16 protein-coding genes are annotated in these 17573 nt (G+C 59.4%); 6 read left to right on the top strand and 10 right to left on the bottom strand.

Features of this window, described 5'->3' with window-relative positions:
- Positions 1-2 precede the first annotated feature (2 nt).
- Together OKC42_RS00175 and OKC42_RS00170 are read left to right on the top strand one after the other, a co-directional pair.
- Positions 3-1388 (top strand): hypothetical protein, encoded by a 1386-nt coding sequence (locus tag OKC42_RS00175; protein ID WP_270818838.1) that lies wholly within the window; start codon positions 3-5, stop codon positions 1386-1388.
- Complete coding sequence (locus tag OKC42_RS00170; protein ID WP_270818837.1) at positions 1385-1726, top strand: RT0821/Lpp0805 family surface protein; 342 nt, start codon at positions 1385-1387, stop codon at positions 1724-1726. Before OKC42_RS00175 ends, OKC42_RS00170 begins: the two co-directional genes overlap by 4 nt.
- Positions 1727-1813: 87 nt before the next feature.
- Here the strand turns inward: OKC42_RS00170 and OKC42_RS00165 are convergent, their stop codons facing one another.
- Positions 1814-3529 carry an NAD-dependent malic enzyme gene (locus OKC42_RS00165; protein ID WP_270818835.1) on the bottom strand — a complete coding sequence of 572 codons (1716 nt, stop codon included), beginning with the start codon at positions 3527-3529 and terminating at the stop codon, positions 1814-1816.
- Positions 3530-3803: 274 nt separating this feature from the next.
- Between OKC42_RS00165 and OKC42_RS00160 the strand changes: the two genes are divergently transcribed.
- Positions 3804-4568, top strand: coding sequence for a substrate-binding periplasmic protein (locus OKC42_RS00160; protein WP_270818833.1), 765 nt, complete (start codon positions 3804-3806; stop codon positions 4566-4568).
- 87 nt (positions 4569-4655) lie between these two features.
- Here OKC42_RS00160 and OKC42_RS00155 read toward each other — a convergent pair whose 3' ends face one another.
- From OKC42_RS00155 to OKC42_RS00115, 9 genes are all read right to left on the bottom strand, one after another.
- Complete coding sequence (locus tag OKC42_RS00155) at positions 4656-5066, bottom strand: hypothetical protein (protein ID WP_013723543.1); 411 nt, start codon at positions 5064-5066, stop codon at positions 4656-4658.
- 159 nt (positions 5067-5225) lie between these two features.
- Complete coding sequence (locus OKC42_RS00150) at positions 5226-6197, bottom strand: formate dehydrogenase subunit gamma (protein WP_005353740.1); 972 nt, start codon at positions 6195-6197, stop codon at positions 5226-5228.
- The gene (gene fdh3B, locus OKC42_RS00145; RefSeq protein WP_005353752.1) at positions 6194-6853 is read right to left on the bottom strand and encodes a formate dehydrogenase FDH3 subunit beta; all 660 of its coding nucleotides are present in this window, start codon (positions 6851-6853) and stop codon (positions 6194-6196) included. Before fdh3B ends, OKC42_RS00150 begins: the two co-directional genes overlap by 4 nt.
- A 4-nt stretch (positions 6854-6857) precedes the next feature.
- Complete coding sequence (locus OKC42_RS00140) at positions 6858-9734, bottom strand: formate dehydrogenase subunit alpha (protein ID WP_270818832.1); 2877 nt, start codon at positions 9732-9734, stop codon at positions 6858-6860.
- 23 nt (positions 9735-9757) lie between these two features.
- A complete protein-coding gene (locus OKC42_RS00135; protein ID WP_005303194.1) occupies positions 9758-9961 on the bottom strand; it encodes a transcriptional initiation protein Tat in 204 nt (67 codons plus the stop codon).
- 117 nt (positions 9962-10078) lie between these two features.
- The gene (locus OKC42_RS00130) at positions 10079-10696 is read right to left on the bottom strand and encodes a TorD/DmsD family molecular chaperone (RefSeq protein WP_075114851.1); all 618 of its coding nucleotides are present in this window, start codon (positions 10694-10696) and stop codon (positions 10079-10081) included.
- Positions 10697-10706: 10 nt separating this feature from the next.
- A complete protein-coding gene (locus OKC42_RS00125) occupies positions 10707-12437 on the bottom strand; it encodes a 4Fe-4S dicluster domain-containing protein (RefSeq protein WP_270818830.1) in 1731 nt (576 codons plus the stop codon).
- 104 nt (positions 12438-12541) lie between these two features.
- Complete coding sequence (locus OKC42_RS00120) at positions 12542-13144, bottom strand: DUF3306 domain-containing protein (RefSeq protein WP_270818828.1); 603 nt, start codon at positions 13142-13144, stop codon at positions 12542-12544.
- Entirely contained in the window at positions 13137-13715 is a 579-nt protein-coding gene (locus OKC42_RS00115) for a DUF3305 domain-containing protein (RefSeq protein WP_270818826.1), read from the bottom strand. The genes OKC42_RS00120 and OKC42_RS00115 overlap by 8 nt, the downstream gene beginning before the upstream one ends.
- A 371-nt stretch (positions 13716-14086) precedes the next feature.
- Here OKC42_RS00115 and OKC42_RS00110 point away from each other — a divergent pair, with 371 nt between their 5' ends.
- The 3 genes from OKC42_RS00110 to OKC42_RS00100 all read left to right on the top strand — a co-directional run bounded on the left by OKC42_RS00110 (position 14087) and on the right by OKC42_RS00100 (position 17553).
- Positions 14087-15163 carry an AAA family ATPase gene (locus OKC42_RS00110; RefSeq protein WP_179214378.1) on the top strand — a complete coding sequence of 359 codons (1077 nt, stop codon included), beginning with the start codon at positions 14087-14089 and terminating at the stop codon, positions 15161-15163.
- A gap of 650 nt (positions 15164-15813) precedes the next feature.
- The gene (locus tag OKC42_RS00105; protein ID WP_270818825.1) at positions 15814-16671 is read left to right on the top strand and encodes a formate dehydrogenase accessory sulfurtransferase FdhD; all 858 of its coding nucleotides are present in this window, start codon (positions 15814-15816) and stop codon (positions 16669-16671) included.
- Positions 16672-16686: 15 nt separating this feature from the next.
- The gene (locus tag OKC42_RS00100; protein WP_013723539.1) at positions 16687-17553 is read left to right on the top strand and encodes a helix-turn-helix transcriptional regulator; all 867 of its coding nucleotides are present in this window, start codon (positions 16687-16689) and stop codon (positions 17551-17553) included.
- Positions 17554-17573 lie beyond the last annotated feature (20 nt).

Raw genomic sequence — 17573 nt, 5'->3', positions numbered from 1 at the left:
CCATGTCACAGCCCCCATTCAAGGCCAGCCAGCGCAGATTGCTGATCGGCTCGGCCATCGCACTCGCCCTGTTTGCAAACCCGTTCAGTTATGATTTCGCCCACAATGAGTGGCAAATGAATCAGGCCTATGCCAAGTCCTGCTTTATCGCCGGCACTCGCATCACGATGGCCGATGGCTCCACCCGCCCTATAGAGACGCTGCGGGTCGGTGAACGGGTGTTGGATCAGCACGGCGGCAGTAACCGGATCCTGGCGATCGAACGGGTCATACTAGGCAAGCGCAGACTCTACGGGATCAATGATCTGCCCCCGTTCTTTACCGCAGAGCACCCTCTGCTGACCACTCGGGGCTGGGCTGCCATCTCACCGGCCATGACACGAACCGAAAACCCGCAACTGGCGGTGCTGCCGCTATTTACCGGCATGCAGATAATGTGTCGCCCGGCACCTGTCATGGTGACGGGCAATCTGGCCCTGCAACCCCAGCCGGAATTACTGCTGGTTGAGTCACTCTGCTGGATCGAGGCGCCTCCCACTACCGCACTCTTCAATCTGCTGCTCGATGGCAGCCACAGCTACATCGCCAATGAGCTGATCGTTCACAACAAAGATGGCGATGGGGGCAGTGGGGGCAGCAGTGGTGGTGGCGACAGCGGTGGAGGCAGCAACAGCGGCGGTGGCAGCAACAGCGGCAGTAGCAGCAACAGCGGCGGTAGCAGCGACAACGGCGGAGACAGCGACAGCGGCGGAGGCAGCAACAGCGGTGGAGGCAGCAACAGCGGCGGAGGCAGCAACAGCGGCGACAGCGACAACGACGGTGGCAGCAACAGCAGCGGTGGCAGCGACAGCGATGGGGGCAGCGATGACAGTGGCGGCCAAGGCGAGCATGCCGGCGGAGAGCAGCATGGTGGAGGTGAACGGCATGCTGGTGGAGAAAAACATGCAGGGGGAGAACGCCATGGGGGTGGCCGCGGGTTTGGCAATGGCGTTGATGACAACGGTGTGGATGCCGTCGATGCCAACGGCAACAAGCTCAGAGGCGATGGCACCATCGATGACAACGGTGTGGATGCCGTCGATGCCAACGGCAACAAGCTCAGAGGTGATGGCACCATCGATGACAACGGCGTGGATGCCGTCGATGCCAACGGCAACCAGCTCAGGGGTGATGGAACCATCGATGACAACGGCGTAGATGCTGTCGATGCCAACGGCAACAAACTCAGGGGCGATGGCACGGTCGATGACAACGGTGTGGATGCTGTCGATGCCAACGGCAACAAACTAAGAGGTGATGGCACGGTCGATGATCGCCAGCAAGTGCTTACCGATGAGCAGGAGCGGGCGCTGCTCAACAACGGTTTTCGCCAACAGGGGCAACCATGATGCGATATCTGTTACCACTCCTCCTGCTCAGCCTCACTGGCTGCGCCACGGTCGACACTCCGCCGCTTTACCATCAGATGGATAAGGCAGATGTTCAACTGGCCAATCAGGCCCTTGCCAAGGCGCTGGAAACCCGCACCAAAGGGCAGAGCCTCACCTGGTTCAATCCGGCTAATCGTCACGCGGGTAGCGTCACCCCGCTACGCACCTTCCGCCATACCAGTGGGGAGTGGTGCCGCGACTATCGCGAGCAACTCTATATCGGCAAGGCGAGCCAGCAGTGGCAGGATACCGCCTGTCGCAATCAGCAAGGGCGCTGGCGGCCATTGCGAACTTAGTGAATGCCACGGGGTAAACGAAAGGGGATAGCAGTGCTACCCCCTTGTCATCTTTACCGACCCGTTATCCGAGCGGTGAATATGCGGTTATACCCGACGATAGGGCAGGTAAACCGGCTCCCACATGTGGTTGAGGATATGCTGCTGCAAATCCTGACCGATCAGCGGGTGGGAGGGATCCCGGCGCACGATATCCTTGAGCACGGCGGTCGCCACATGCACCGAGATGCTGCGCAGCTCGCGAATGCGGGGATACACGGCTCCTTTCGCCAGGTCCACCTCACTCACGCACTCGGCCAGCGCAAAGGCGGCTGTAGTGAAGACATCGGGTGTGATCTCGCGGAGCTGGCTGACGATGGCCGCCAGACCTACACCGGGGAAGATAAAGACGTTATTGCCCTGCCCGACTCGGAACGCCTGCCCCTCGTAGCTCACATCCTTGAACGGGCTGCCAGTCGCAACAATGGCTTTGCCATTGCTCCAACGGTAGATATCTTCCGGCAGCGCTTCACAGTTGGCGGTCGGGTTGGAGAGCGGGAACACCATGGGGCGCTCGCAATGCTGCAGCATCAGCTGGATGTGTTCTTCCTGGAAGGCACCGCCCGAGCCACTGGTACCCAGCAGCACGGTAATGGGCACATGACGCAGCACATCGGCCAGATTAGCCTTGCCGGGCACCTCGGTGTCCCAACCGGCCAGCAGCAGCCCCGGTTTGGCGTAGCGACGCTTGTACTCATCAAGCCCATCCCGGTTATCACACACCAGCCCCTGGGTATCCAGAATGTAGATGCGATCGCGGGCCGCCTGCGGATCCATTCCCTCGCGGATCATCCCAGCGCAGATTTGATCCGCCACGCCGACCCCGCCTGCACCCGCGCCATAGACCAGATAGTTCTGTTGGCCCAGGGTCTCACCCTTGACCTTGACAGCCCCTATGATGCCCGCCAGTACCACGGCACCGGTGCCCTGAATGTCATCGTTGAATGACGGCAGTGCCTGCTGGTAGCGGGCCAGATTGTTGAAGGCGTTGGATTTGCTGAAGTCTTCCCACTGCAGCACGGCGTTGGGGAAGTGGCGCTTGACCCCCTGCACGAACTTGTCGATGAACTCCTCATACTCCTTGCCGCGAATGCGCTTGTGCGGGCGGCCCAGATACATGGGGTCATCGAGCAGTTTCTGGTTGTCGGTGCCCACATCCAGCGCGATGGGCATGCAGCAGGCGGGGTGAATACCGGCACCCAAGGTATAGAGCGCCAGCTTGCCGATGGGGATCCCCATGCCGCCAACACCCTGGTCGCCGATCCCCAGAATGCCCTGGCTATCGGTGACGACTATGATGCGGATCGATTTGGCATCGAAGTGACGGGCCTGACTGCCCATGTCATCCACGTTGTCCGGGGTGATGTAGAGGCCCCGCGGCTTCTGGAAGCGGTGGCTGAACTCCTGACACGCCTTGCCCACGGTCGGGGTATAGATGTAGGGAGTCATCTCCTCCACATGGCGTGACAACAGGGCATAGAAGAGAGTCTCGTTGCGATCCTGCAGGGCACGCAGGTTCTGGTACTTCTCGATATCGCTGCAAGCGCTCTTGAACCCCTCATACACTCGCTCGAGCTGGGCTTCAAAAGTTTGCACCTGAGGCGGCAGCAAACCATCGAGATCAAAATCGGCCCGCTCCTGTTCGGTGAAGGCTGTGCCCTTGTTGAGGTATCGATTGTTAAGCAGATCAGTGCCGGTCAGTGCAACGGGGCGAAAATCCTGTCCCTGTGCATCTTTCCACAGCAGATATTGTCCGGTAGCCATAGTCATTCTCTTTGATTTACGTGAAATTGCCGTTCGGCAGGAGAGCAAGACTCATAATGAAATCAATCATATGACGTTTACTCGATCGGTTTTGTGAGCTTGGGCATACCCTGCGGCCAAAATAGGCGCCCGGCGGCCCCGACGAGACAAATATCCACGGCAAGGAATGAGACTCATGTTAGCATTGCGGGCAACCCAGCCCCTTTCACCGCATCACAGCCGGGAGTGACCTGATGCCCTCGCCTCTGCCAGCCTGCGTCCCCTTCTTTCTGCCATGCGCCTGATCCCGCTGCTTGCTCTGTGGTTGTTTCTGACCTGCCAGTCGGCTCTCGCCGCTCCGGGCCGGGTGCTCAACATCATCGTGGGTGAATGGCCCCCTTTCGTCTCCGAGCAGTCAAAACAGCACGGTCCAGTGGCCCACCTTATCAGCGATCTGTTCAAGGAGGCGGGCTATGAGGTGAAGTTCCACTTCGCCCCCTGGGGCCGGGTCTATTCGCTGGCGGCCAACAGCCAGCTCTACGACGCCACCGCCGTCTGGATGCACAAACCGGAGCGGGAGCAGGATTTTCTGTTTAGCGAAGCGGTGCTGCAGGAGCAGTTTGTCTTCTTCTCCCTCAAATCACGGCAGCTGCAGGCCGAGCGCCTTGAGCAGATCATCGGTATGCGGTTGGGGGGTGATATCGCCTATAGCTACGGGCCCGAGCTGGACAAGATGGTGGCCGATGGCAAGGTAACCCAACAGAAAGTCACCGACGTGAAGCAGAATTTCGGCAAGCTGCTGCGCGGGCGGATCGACCTCTATCCACAAGAGCTGCGAGTCGGTCTGGCCGAGTTGCAGAGCCAGCTCGACCCCGCCAGCGCGGCACTCATCACCCACAGTCAAACCCCTTTTCTGCGCAACGACAGCTTCGTGATGTTCCCGCGCAAGATGCCGGGCTCAGCCAAACTGCGGGATCAATTCAATCAGCAGTTGCAGCAGGCCATCGCCAGCGGACGTTATAAGCGCTACTTCGAACGGCTGGCCCGGGGGGAATATTGACCTTGGCGAGGCAAAAACAGAGGGGATAAAACAACGGTGGCGGCCCTTTGTGGCCGCCACCTCTGTGATGCTTGTCAGCTGCTGGCATTAGCCGCTGATGCCCACCTCCAGCTTGAACGGCGTCTTGGCCTTGCTGCTCTCGGCCGCCCCCATCTGGTAGACCCGAATGGTATAAGTGCCCTTGGCGGGCAGGGTCGCCTCAAAGTTGTTCCCTTCGGTAGAACCGATAAACATCGCCTCCCCCTTGCTGCCCGGCGGCAGAATATTGAAGTAGGGCTTGCCGGTCAGGATCACCACCATGCTCTGGCCCTTGTTGGCCGTCAGCTTGTAATCGAGGGTCTGGCTACCCTGAATGGTGCCGTTGATAGTCGCCCCTGACTCCCCCTTCTTGAACTGCACCTGCTGGGTCTTGATCCCGTCAGCCGCCTGCGCCACGCCCGCAATACCACCGAAGAGCGCAGATGCACATACCGCTGCCAGCCATGCTTTTCTCATCATTTGTCATCCCTTGTGTGAATGGAACCCCTGTTACTGTTGCTCAAGGTGGCCCAAAAAACCATCGCCGTTTGCGGCATCGCTCAATCAATTTGCCATCACCATCGACCCGCCATCAAAAGGGGCGCCGCAGCGCCCCTTCTCTTTACTCTTTGTCGACCATCAACTTGATTTGCCCGCCTTGGGCTCATCGAGGGTGTGTTTCACCTCTTCATACCAGAGGTCGTGGTGCTCCTTGGCCCAGGTCTCGTCCACCTCGCCGGTCACCATCCCCTCCAGCGCCCCTTCCAGCTGGAACAGCCCCATGTAGATATGAAAGATAAAACCGCAGATAAGGATCAAGGCGCCGACGATATGGATAAAGCTGGCCCACTCCATCTGGCGGCGCAGCTGGCCAAAGATGGGGAAATCGAGGAACAGCCCGGTCGCCACGACTATTCCGCCAAACCAGATCAGCAGCCAGAAGATCGCCTTCTCGCCACCGTTGGAGAAGCCCGCCGAGGGGTGACTTCCCTTGTGCTTGCCGAGCATGCCGCCAAACTTCATGAACCACTGCACATCCACCATGTTGACGATGTTGTGGCGGAACCACTTGATGAGTACCCCCATCAGGCAGAGGAAGAAGAGCGGCCCCACGTAGTTGTGGAACACCTTGGCAAACCAGATCCAGTTCTCCCACACCCCGAGGCTCACCACCGGCTTGATGAAGTACTTGCCGTAGATGATGGCCAGCCCCGACCCGGAGAGGGTCAGGAACATGGCCGCCGTGGTCCAGTGCAGCGCCCGATCCAGCCTGCTCCAGCGCTTGAGCTTGCGCCCGGTGCGCGGTTTGGAGAGCTTGGTCTGCCCCACCACCAGATACATCAGGCCACACATGGCGAGCGACCCGAAAATAGCGATGGCACCGAGCGGCGACACCCACTTGGTCTTCACCTCAAACCAGAGTTGGCCCGGCACCGAGATAAGTACCCCGTGCTCCGGCGAGCGGGAGGTGGTCACCCCCTCCTGCCCATCCTTCACCGCCCGCCAATAATCGGCACCGGCAAAGCCGACCGCCTCTTTCTGCGCATCAGCGAAGCCGGGCGCGCTGAACAGCAGCAAGGCCGTCAGCAGCGCTGTCAGCCAGTGTCTCATTGGCCATCCTCCTGCTTGCCAAGCTTGAGCCCCTTGCCTCTGCCATCGTGAGGTTTGCTGGCGTCGCGATAGAGCGCCTGTTCATCAGCCCCCCAAGCTGCGTGAGGAGCACCGCGATAGGCAACCCGCTCGCGGAAGATGTCGGAGATCACCTGCGCATCCCCCGCCAGCAGTGCCTTGGTGGAGCAGAGTTCGGCACACATGGGCAGCTTGCCCTCGGCGATACGGTTGGCACCGTACTTCTGGCGCTCCGCCTCGCTGTGATCCTCTTCCGGGCCGCCGGCACAGAAGGTGCATTTGTCCATCTTGCCCCGATCGCCGAAGGCGGCGGTCTTCGGGAACTGGGGCGCTCCGAACGGGCAGGCAAACAGGCAGTAACCGCAACCGATGCAGAGATCCTTGTTGTGCAGCACTATGCCGTCGTCGGTGTGATAAAAGCAGTCGGCCGGGCAGACCGCCATGCAGGGAGCGTCGGTGCAGTGCATGCAGGCGACCGAGATGGAGGTCTCCCCCGGCAGGCCGTCGTTGAGGGTCACCACCCGGCGGCGCTGGATGCCCCACTCCAGGGCATCGTCGTTCTCGTTCTTGCACGCCGTCACACAGCCGTTGCACTCGATGCAGCGCTTGGTGTCACACATGAATTTCATTCTGGCCATGGGATCAGGCTCCTACTTTGCGAAAACGGCACAGGGTGACCTTGGTCTCCTGCATCTGGGTGACCGGGTCATAACCATAGGTGGTGACTATGTTGACCGACTCCCCCAGCACATAGGGGTCAGACCCTTCCGGATATTTGGATCGCAGATCCTTGCCCTCGAAGTGGCCGCCGAAGTGGAACGGCATAAAGGCGAGCCCCGGTTTGACCCGCGGGGTCACCAGTGCCTTCACCTTGACCCGGCCCCCTTCCGGCCCCTCGACCCACACATCCTGACCGTCGCGCACGCCGACGTCGTTGGCATCCGCCGGGTTCATCTCGACGAACATCTCCTGCTGCAATTCAGCCAGCCAGGGGTTGGAGCGAGTCTCGTCACCGCCCCCCTCGTATTCGACCAGACGGCCCGAGGTGAGGATGATGGGGAACTCCTTGCTGACATCCTTCTCCTGCACCGAGGCGTACTGGGTCGGCAGGCGCCACAGGCTCTTCGAATCAGGCCAGGTGGCGTAGTCGGCCAGCAGATCACGGCGCGGGGTGTAGAGCGGCTCGCGGTGCTTGGGCACCTGATCCGGGAAGGTCCACACCACGCAGCGCGCCTTGGCGTTGCCATACGGGACGAAGCCGTGCTTGATGGCAACCCGCTGAATGCCGCCGGAGAGGTCGGTCTTCCAGTTCTTGCCCTCGGCCTCTTTCTTCTCGGCCTCGGTCAGCTCATCCCACCAGCCGAGCTGCTTCATCAGGTCGGCAGTGATCTCGGGATAGCCATCTTCTACTTCGCTTCCCTTTGGCCAGGAGTCTTCAGCGAGCAGCGAGACCCCCTGATACTCGATGCCGAAACGGGCACGGAAACCGCCGCCCCCTTCTGAGACCGGAATACTGGTGTCGTAGAGGATGTGGCTGCCGGGGTGCTTCATCTCCGGGGTACCCCAGCAGGGCCACGGCAGACCATACACTTCGCCACTGACCGGGCCACCTTCGGCCTTGAGGTTGGTCTTGTGGAAGGTGTGCCAGTTCTGCTGGTGCGCCTTGAGCCGCTCCGGGCTCTGGCCGGTGTAGCCCACGCTCCACATACCGCGGTTGTACTCGCGGGTGATGTCTTCCAAGAGCGGCTGGTTGTTCTCTACCTTGATGTGCTTGAACAGCTGGTCGGCAAAACCGAGCTTCTTGCTCAGCAGATACATGATCTCGTGGTCCACCTTGGATTCGAACAGGGGCTCGATCACCTTGTCACGCCACTGCATGGAACGGTTGGTGGCGGTAACGGACCCATAGGTCTCGAACTGGGTGGTGGCCGGCAGCAGGTAGACGCCGTCGGTGCGATCGTTCATCACCGAGGCAACGGTGGGATACGGGTCGACAATCACCATCATGTCGAGCTTTTGCATCGCCTTCTTCATTTCCGGGCCGCGGGTCTGGGAGTTGACCGCATGGCCCCAGTAGAACATGGCGCGGATATTGGAGCCCTGCTCGATGAGATCGGCATTCTCCAGCACCCCGTCCACCCAGCGGGAGACCGGAATGCCGTTGTTGTTCATCGGCAGCTTGCCGTTGTAGGCCTTGTTGTCAAAGCGCGCCTTGATCCACTCGTAATCGACGTCCCACACCCGGGCCCAGTGCTTCCAGGAGCCCTCTTCCAACCCGTAGTAACCGGGCAGGGAGTCGGAGGTGACGCCAAAGTCAGTGGCGCCCTGCACGTTGTCGTGACCACGGAAGATGTTGGTGCCCGCTCCGCTCTTGCCCACGTTGCCGAGGGCCAGTTCGAGGATGCAGTAGGCACGGGTATTGTTATTGCCGGTGGTGTGCTGGGTGCCGCCCATGCACCAGACCACGCAGCCGGGGCGGTTGTCGGCAAGCAGTTTGGCGGCGCCATAGACCTGCTGTTCGTTGAGGCCGGTCACCCGCTCCACTTCGGCCGGGGTCCAGCGCGCCACCTCTTTTTGCACCTCATCCATGCCGTAGACGCGGGTGCGGATGAACTCCTTGTCTTCCCAGCCGTTCTTGAAGATGTGCCAGAGCATGCCCCAGATAAAGGCGACGTCGGTACCCGGACGCAGAGAGAGGTACATGTCAGCCTTGGCGGCGGTGCGGGTGCGACGCGGGTCGACTACCAGGATCTTGCAGCCGTTACGCTCTTTCGCCAGCAGGATGTGCTGCATGGCGACCGGGTGAGCCTCCGCCGGGTTGGAGCCGATAAACATGATCGACTTGCTGTTGTGCATGTCGTTCAGGCTGTTGGTCATGGCGCCGTAGCCCCAGGTGTTGGCTACGCCAGCGACCGTGGTGGAGTGGCAGATCCGCGCCTGGTGATCCACGTTGTTGGTGCCCCACAGGGACGCCATCTTGCGAAACAGGTAGGCCTGCTCGTTGGAGTGCTTGGCGGAGCCGAGCCAGTAGACGCTGTCGGGGCCGGACTCCTTGCGCAGGCGCAGCACCTCGTTGCCCACCTCTTCGATGGCCTGATCCCAGCTGATGCGCTGCCACTTGCCGCCCACCAGCTTCATCGGGTACTTGAGGCGACGCTCACCGTGGCCATGCTCGCGCAGGGCCGCCCCCTTGGCACAGTGACCGCCAAGGTTGAAGGGGTGATCGAATGCTGGCTCCTGACCAGTCCAGACGCCATTCTGCACCTCGGCATAGACGCCGCAGCCCACCGAGCAGTGGGAACAGATGGTGCGCTTCACCTCGACCGGCACGTCGGCCGCCACGGTTTTGGCTTCGGCCCGCTGCATCATGGCTGGCGCCAGCCAACCGGCGGCCACGGCGCCACCGGCCACCAGACCGGAGTTGACCATAAAGGCGCGACGGGTCAGCCCCTGACCGCGAATGGCCTTATTGCCCTGCTCGCCCACCTGGGGCTGCTCGGCACGTTTTGTCAGTTTCATGAGTTCTCCTTCACTGATCCGGCTCAGTCGGTGCCGCGCAGGGTGCGATAAAAGTCGTGAACATGGGGGGTCTCCCGATAGCCCTTGTCAGGCTCGGTGTCGTGGGTCAGCACCTCTTTGCCCACCACCCGACCGGTGGCACCGGCTAGCACGCCTATGGTGGCGACCACGCCAACTCCCTTGATCAGATTGCGGCGAGACGGGTCTTTCAGCTGTTCATCGCTCATTCTTGTGACCTCTGTTGTTGTTCTTGCTGGCGCCTGCGCGCCAGCTTCGCGTCCAATGGGATATCTCGTCTGCTCGTTTTGTTATGCGCAGCTCTTGTTATGCGCTGATAAGGGCGTTCAGCCCGGCACCACGCAGGCACCAAACGGCAGGCGCAATTCGTTTTCCAGCTTGAAGAAATCTTCGGCAAGGGCGCCGACCGCCCGGTAGAAGCTGCCCCCTTTCGCCTGTTGCTGATCGCGGCAGCAGGCGAGTACCCAGGGGGCAAGGTGGCGTTCATAGAAGCGGTTGCGCTCCGGGTGCTGCTCGGCAATCAGTACCGCCATCACCTCACAGAGGGCGGCCAGATGATCTTCCGGCTCGCACACTCCGCTCTGGCGCTCGAAACCGAGGGACTGCAGATCTGCGCGCAGCACCGCCAGCGGCAGCTCCATCAATGAGCCGGTGAGATACCAGGAGGCAAACGGCACGATCTCCCCGCGCCCCAGCCCGATAAAGAGATCCTGATACTCCTCGGCAAGCTCGTTTTCGTGGTGGCTGCTGGCCGCCAGCTGCACCAGCCCGAGCCCTCTGGCAAAGGGGCCCGGCATCGGCTGCAACCCTTGCAGCCAGGCGAGCTGTTCGCCACGGGGGGCGGCGCGCCAGAGGCTTGCCAGCAGGGCGTAGAGATCGGCGCTACTCTGTTCCAGTTCGGTCATGGTCAGTTCGCCAGCCTTTTCGTTATGTTGTTCACTCATCACTGGCCCCTCATACCTTGAGCTGGGAGACGGGATCCGCCGCCAGCGCCGCAAACACATCCTTGACGCGACAGTCCTCGCACATCAGCAGCCGCTGGGCGGCCTCGTTCTGGAAGTGGGAGTGACCGGCCAGTTTTTGCTGGATGCGGCGGATCATAGAGGCGGGTGCGAACGGCTTGCCGCAGCGAATGCAGCAGGCAGCCTCTTCGGCTTTCAGGCTCTGCACGGCGCGGCGCGCCTCGGGCACAGGTTGCAGGCGAGGCACCAGTACAATGGCCTGCTCGGGGCACGCCTTTTCGCACATGCCGCACTGGATGCAATCCTGCTCGATAAAGTTAAGGCCTGGCGTGTGCCCAACCGCATGCAGGGCGCGGCTCGGGCAGACCGCCACGCAGCCCATGCAGAGGGTGCAGTCAGCTTCTTTCAATTCCACTCTGCCGTATGGGGCGCCGTGAGGCACCGCCAGCGGCTCGCGGTTCCCTTCGTTGGCCTGCCAGAGGGCATCGAAGGCGGCAAACAGGTTCTCCCGTTTATCCCCTTTCAGCGGCTTGTCCAGCAGGGCAACGGCTGACTGCGCGTAAAGAGACTCATCCATTTCGGCATCGCCGTTAAACAGGGCAATACGATTGGCAGCAAGACCGGCGCCCGCCAACAGCACGGCGGCGCTCGCCAGCTCCCGCTCAACCAATGCCCGCACACTTGCGGGAGCATCATCACCGAGCGCAATGCGCACCGCACTGGCGCCATAGGCGAGGGCGGCGAACCAGCTCTCGATGCCTAAACTCGCGCTCTCCTCCACCCAGACCGGCAGCCAGTTGGCGGGCAGGCGGGTGAGATCGGCTTCCACCCATTCGCGCTCGTTTTCACCGGCGATCAGCAACTGCGGCGCTTCGCCGCCCGCATCCCGGTAGTGCTTGAGCAAGCGCAGCAGGTAGTCGCCGCTGGTGTTGGCATCGGGCTGGTGATAGGCAATCGCCCCGGTCGGACAGGCAGAGGCGCAGCTACCGAAGCCCTGACAGAGATGGGGATCGATCTGGATGCGGCCATTAATGGGCTTGAGGGCATCGGTCGGGCAGACATCGAGGCAGCGGCTGCAACCGGGCACGCCGCGGGCGGTAAAGGCGCACGCCTCGGGGTCGAGGCGAAAATAGCGAGGCTTGTCAAAAATACCTGTCAGCGCACAGAGCTCGGCAAGCCGTTCGGCCAGCCCTTGATCATCGGCAAGATGCAGATAACCGACTGGCGGGCGTTCCAGCGCAAACAGCGGGACGCGGCCCAGATCAGCCACCAAATCGAAGCGCGGCTCACTACCCATCGTCGCTTGTTGTGAAAAGCAGAGCGCCGCAAGGTTAACCCGCTCACCCTGACCATTGAGGCCGGTGAGCTGGAACTGGCCGAGATACCCGGTCAGGCTCGGCTCGCGCAGGGTCAGGGCATCCAGGGTGGCGGTAGCCTCGAAGATGGCCTCGAGATCCGCCGCCTCGGCGTCATAAATGGATTCGGTCACCAGCAGGGTCGGCATCACGCCTTGGGGCAGCAGACTGGCGGCGCGGCGAATGCTGTCTTCCGGGCCGACCAGCAACAAGCGCCCCTGACTCTGGTAGGAGACGGTGGTCGGGATCAGGTTGTCGGTCTTGACCGTATGCTGCAGGGCATGGGCGCGGGCACGTTCGTTGCGCGCGGCCACGCCATCGGCGGTCAGAGTTGCGACGGATGTTGTTATGGGTTGTTCGATGCTCACATGCACTCCTGTGCGCGCCACCTCGTGGGATGGCGTGCTTGTTGGTCAGCTGGGAGAGCAAGAGCCGAGCCAACTCCCCCAGGAAAAAAGTGACTGGCAGGGAGTCAGGATCCCAAATGCTCCATTCCCCCACCCTTGGTTGGGACATTTTGTCCATCATGGCCAACCAAAATGTCCCGATCATCGGTAGGGTTTTGAGAATGGTTATCAGCCAACCCTTGCGGTTCGCTGGGTATGGCCGTGGCGGCCACAATCGCCGGGTCGGGGGCGGCAGCGGTTAAATGAGGCGCTTCGCCATCGGGCGTGCTCACCTGCTCCACCAGCCAGTTGCGCAGCCCGGCGCTCAGGGCTGCGGGCAGCAATTCGGGCTGGCTGAAATCTTGGGTGTAGTCGTCGAGCCCATCCGGCTTGTAGCTGCGAAACATGGCCCGCAGTGCCTCCTTGTCGGGGAGTACCGGCTTCTCTGAAGGGGCCGTTTTGGGCTCTGATCCGCGCGGCTTTTCCCCTTCGAGGTGGAGAGGAACTTCGCTCCCCTTGTCAGTACTGACTACGGGGCTATCCAGCGCAGTATCTGGAGTTTCAGCTTCGCCACTGCCATCGATAGGGGTCGCAAGCGCCTCAGGGGTGGCCTCTTCTCGTGGCTGCAATGGCTGATGCTTGCGCGCCTCGCTCTTGCGAGACGACCAGCGCTTGAGGAACTCACTCATGGGCGCTGTTTCCGGCCTTGTTTACAGCACAGGTTCCGGCGTCGCTGCCACGCTCGCGGCCATCGGGGCCGGTGGCCTTGACGGCGCCACAGCTGGCTTGATCCTGGCTATCGACACCCAGCTGATCCTGCGCCCGCCCCTTGCCCTTCTTGCCCTTGCGGCGGGCCTCCAGCAGCTCACCGTGACGACCGATAAAGGCCTCCACCCAGGCTTGCAGCGCCTCGGGCAGCGGGCAGGAGAGCACCTGCCGCTCGCCATCCATATAGGCGGCGGCCACGGTCTGGCTCAGGGTGAAGCCATCGGCCACAAAGCCACTGTCCACGCGGCTTCCGGTGACAAACAGGCGGGGCGAGCCGGAGCTCAGGTTGAAGCGATAATCCCCCCGCTCATCGCGAAACAGGGTAAGGGGCAAGGCACCGGCAGCCTCGGGCTCGGCGGGATGGAGCGCCGCTATCTCGAAACGGCGGCTCTGCCAGCGGCCAACCTGGCTGTTGATGGCCTTTAACTCCAGTTGCAGCCAGCGCTGCGGGGAGAGGGGTTTGGTTGTCTCTTGCACTGTCACGGCTCCCATCAGAAGGTCTCTGCCGGGCCGCCCTCCCCCGTGATCCACCCTGTTCGGGGCGGATCACGGCAGGAGATTTATGGCGGCCACGACCATCAATGGGATAAGACTTAGCAAGAGTGGGGCCAAGGCAGGATGGAGTGTTCCATCAAGGCGGACAGGGGACGCAGCAATTCCAATACACTACCGTTCGAATACGCTTCGCCATTCGAACAATTCCCAACAGGAGAATATCAATCCAAGCTCTTATCTCTCAATTTTTTCCTCTGTTATTGAAAAGCGTAATCACAGACAGTAATGTGTATCAATCGAACCCACTAAATATGTATGGGTTTCGAATTTCAAATTTCTAATAACCATTGAAAACAATGAGATACATAATGAAACCTTTCGATATTTTAAATCAGCTCTATAAATATGATTTGCAGATGGTCCTTAGGGAAAACGGTTTAAGTGGCACTGGATGCAAAAGCGAATTAATTAATCGAGCCCTCACGTCATTGCACATGTCGCAAATTTTAAATTGCCTTACATATCATGACATTAAAATGATATGTTCAACACTCAATATTAAATACAATGGAAAACAGGCCTCTATAACATCAATCTGTAATCTTTGCGGGGCGCAAACAAACTTAAAGAAAACCACTAACATTGTGTGCAATGAAATATCTTCCATTCAGAATGAACTAAACGACATAGTAGGTTTGTCTAGTGTTAAGAGAAAAATAAAAGAGCTTATTGCTTTTAGTACAATTCAACAGAAAAGGAAAAAATTAGGCTTACAGTCCGTTTCAGTTGGAAGACATATTGTATTTACTGGTAACCCAGGAACAGGCAAAACCACTGTAGCTAGGATTATTGGTAAATTATTTAAAGCTTATGGATTGGTTAGTCAAGGGGGATTTAGAGAAGTCAAGCGTTCAGACCTTGTTGGAGAATATATTGGAAAGTCAGAGATAATTACTAACAAGATTCTTGAAGAAGCCAAAGGTGGTGTTCTTTTTATTGATGAGGCATATGCTTTAGCTGGTGATGATAATGACTTTGGCAAGGTAGTAATAGAAACTCTTATGGTTGCCATGGAGAATTACCGTGATGACATTGTAATTATTGTCGCAGGCTATAAAAACGAAATGGAGCAATTTTTGAATGCAAACCCTGGCCTTAAATCTCGCTTTAACTTTTTTATTGAGTTCGAAGACTACAGCAATGAAGAATTGGTCAGCATCGTAAAAAGAATGGCTGAAAGAAATGACTACACATTAGAGAAGGAACTAGAAATCGCATTGATTGATAAGTTTTCAAACTATAGAAACTCAACTGATATGTTCGCAAATGGCCGTCTTGCCAGAAATTTATTTGAATCCATGCTATTAAATCAAGCTATTCGCTTATCTGAAATCGAAAGTTACGATGACACTTTACTGCAAGTACTAACAGTCTCAGACCTATAATCAAGGCCATAGGTTAGACAAGAGCGACAAAAAACATTAAGAGGATTGCATGGCCATGCTTAAGTGGATTACGATGGACATAATCCATATGGCGACGGCAATCCTCTTCAGCCCGAATAAAATGCTCCCAATAATTACGCAGCCAAATACCCCGTTCGCAATGTCGCAGCCGGGTCTAACTACGTAAATCTATAGTGGCAAGACACAAGAGAAGTAACTTTTTATCAACCGCCAACGCAGAGGAAAATCAATCTCCCCCTCTGGTAAGGAGAGAATTCAATGAAGATAGTCAGGTAGGGCGAGCCTGTTTCACCTTGGCAACGACATGGCGCAACCGATCTGCGTCACCAGCAACCGGTTTTCGCGCCGTTTCAGGAGGTTAACGGTAAAGAACCAAATTACACTGGGCTGCCTTGCTCGTTGCCAATTTGCCATCCCGTTTTCCTTTGATAGCCGTAAAGCCACACATTGTGTTACTACCCGACGCAATACGCACAATTTCAATGCCACGAATATCGCGATTGTTCGAATACGCTTTGCTATTCGAACCTACTCAACTCCATAAGAAGAGAACCTAAACCAAAAGTAATCTGGAACAAAACTTGCTGTATCCCTCCCCTTAGATCCTGGCAATCGGTCGCGAGGGGCCCATGACACCGACCTTTATCAAAAGCAATGCCGCCGCCCAGCTCACCATGGCCGTCGAGGTGATGGATGAACAGGGCACGATGAACACCCGCCAAATCGCCTGTGAGCGGCCACTGACGGTCTACCTCAACTGGAAGGAGATCGTAACCCTGATGACGCTGGGGGCCCGCCCCGAGGCGCTGGTGCTGGGTTATCTGAAAAATCAGGGCTTTATCGAGGATATTGCAGCCATCGAGTCGGTGATCGTCGACTGGGAGAGCGAGGCCGCCGCCGTGGTGAGCAGTCAGCAGGCCGCCGATCTCGACCAAGCGCTGGAGAAGAAGACGGTCACCTCCGGCTGCGGTCAGGGCACCATGTATGGCAGCGTGATGAAAAAGCTCGAAGGGGTCGTGCTAGCGGCGCCCGAGCTTAAACAGAGTACTCTCTACGCCCTGCTCAAGGCGCTGTCGGCTCATAACGAAACCTACAAGATGGCGGGTGCTGTGCATGGCTGCGCCATCTGTCGCGGCAGCGAAATCCTCTCCTTTGTCGAGGATGTGGGGCGCCACAATGCGGTGGATACTCTGGCGGGCGAGCTCTGGATGCGCGGCGAGAGTGGCCACGACAAGATCTTCTACACCACAGGGCGGCTCACCTCGGAGATGGTGATCAAGGTGGCGCAGATGGGCATTCCTGTGCTGCTGTCGCGCTCCGGCGTCACCCAGATGGGGCTGGATCTGGCCCGTCAGCTCGGTATCACCATGATTGCCCGCGCCAAAGGGCGCCATTTCGAGGTATTCAGCGGCCACGACCATATCGAGCTGGACGAGAAGCCGCCGGTGCTGGCGCCCAGTCCGGCCGGTCGCGGGATGCGGGATTAAGTCATGAACGAGTTTATGAACGTGAAGCAGGTGGCGGAATACCTCGATCTCAACGAGAAGAAGGTCTACCAGCTCGCCAACGAGGCGCGCATCCCCGCCACCAAGGCGACCGGAAAGTGGCTGTTTCCCCGCTCCCTGCTCGATCGCTGGCTGCTCGGCAGTTGCCACGAGGGGGTGATGAACGACCGGCTGCTGCTGGCGGGCTCGGACGATGTGCTGCTGCACTACGCCAGCAGCCGCTTGGCACAGCAGCTCGGCACCCAGGCACTGGTGGGCTACACCCCGTGCGGCACCCGTCAGGGGCTGGCGATGCTGGCGCGCGGCCATGTGGATCTCTGCGCCATCCACTGGGGGCAGGCCGAAGAGGCCCACCTGCGCCATCCGGCGCTGGTGCAGCAGTATCAGGGCCACCGGCAATGGGTGATCGTTCATGGATTCAGGCGGGTGCAGGGGCTGGTGCTGCGGCAGGGGCTGCAACCCAAGGAGGCGAAAGAGGCGCTCGACTGGCGCTGGGCCATGCGTCAGGAGGGGGCTGGCAGCCAGCGCGCCCTGCAGGAGTGGCTGCAAACTCAGGGGGAGTCGCTGACCCGGCTGGAGCGCACCCTCGAGGTCAATAGCGAGCGGGAGCTGGCTGCCGCCATCAGCCGCGGCGATGCGGATGTCGGGCCCGGCGCCCAGAGTACCGCCACCGAGTTTGGCCTCGGCTTTATGCCCTTGTCGCAGGAGTGCTTCGATCTGGTGATGCCGCAGGGGGTCTTCTTTCGCACCCTGCTGCAACAGCTGATCGGCTGGCTGCAATCCCCCGAGGGACGCGAGCTGGCGGCCCGCCTCGGCGGCTATGACCTGACCCAGAGCGGCAAGCTGGTGTGGAGTCCGCAGTAAATAACCACTCACCCACCAAC

Origin of the sequence: Aeromonas sp. Y311-2, from assembly GCF_027706025.1 — a bacterium.
GTDB lineage: Bacteria > Pseudomonadota > Gammaproteobacteria > Enterobacterales > Aeromonadaceae > Aeromonas > Aeromonas veronii.
The sequence above is the reverse complement of the archived record's forward strand: the minus strand, read 5'-3'. Positions and strand labels throughout refer to the sequence as shown.

Coding starts and splice junctions, on each gene's coding strand:
- OKC42_RS00175 (WP_270818838.1), top strand. CDS start 3: ATGTCACAGCCCCCATTCAAGGCCAGCCAGCGCAGATTGCTGATCGGC.
- OKC42_RS00170 (WP_270818837.1), top strand. CDS start 1,385: ATGATGCGATATCTGTTACCACTCCTCCTGCTCAGCCTCACTGGCTGC.
- OKC42_RS00165 (WP_270818835.1), bottom strand. CDS start 3,529: ATGGCTACCGGACAATATCTGCTGTGGAAAGATGCACAGGGACAGGAT.
- OKC42_RS00160 (WP_270818833.1), top strand. CDS start 3,804: ATGCGCCTGATCCCGCTGCTTGCTCTGTGGTTGTTTCTGACCTGCCAG.
- OKC42_RS00155 (WP_013723543.1), bottom strand. CDS start 5,066: ATGATGAGAAAAGCATGGCTGGCAGCGGTATGTGCATCTGCGCTCTTC.
- OKC42_RS00150 (WP_005353740.1), bottom strand. CDS start 6,197: ATGAGACACTGGCTGACAGCGCTGCTGACGGCCTTGCTGCTGTTCAGC.
- fdh3B (WP_005353752.1), bottom strand. CDS start 6,853: ATGGCCAGAATGAAATTCATGTGTGACACCAAGCGCTGCATCGAGTGC.
- OKC42_RS00140 (WP_270818832.1), bottom strand. CDS start 9,734: ATGAAACTGACAAAACGTGCCGAGCAGCCCCAGGTGGGCGAGCAGGGC.
- OKC42_RS00135 (WP_005303194.1), bottom strand. CDS start 9,961: ATGAGCGATGAACAGCTGAAAGACCCGTCTCGCCGCAATCTGATCAAG.
- OKC42_RS00130 (WP_075114851.1), bottom strand. CDS start 10,696: ATGAGTGAACAACATAACGAAAAGGCTGGCGAACTGACCATGACCGAA.
- OKC42_RS00120 (WP_270818828.1), bottom strand. CDS start 13,144: ATGAGTGAGTTCCTCAAGCGCTGGTCGTCTCGCAAGAGCGAGGCGCGC.
- OKC42_RS00115 (WP_270818826.1), bottom strand. CDS start 13,715: ATGGGAGCCGTGACAGTGCAAGAGACAACCAAACCCCTCTCCCCGCAG.
- OKC42_RS00110 (WP_179214378.1), top strand. CDS start 14,087: ATGAAACCTTTCGATATTTTAAATCAGCTCTATAAATATGATTTGCAG.
- OKC42_RS00105 (WP_270818825.1), top strand. CDS start 15,814: ATGACACCGACCTTTATCAAAAGCAATGCCGCCGCCCAGCTCACCATG.
- OKC42_RS00100 (WP_013723539.1), top strand. CDS start 16,687: ATGAACGTGAAGCAGGTGGCGGAATACCTCGATCTCAACGAGAAGAAG.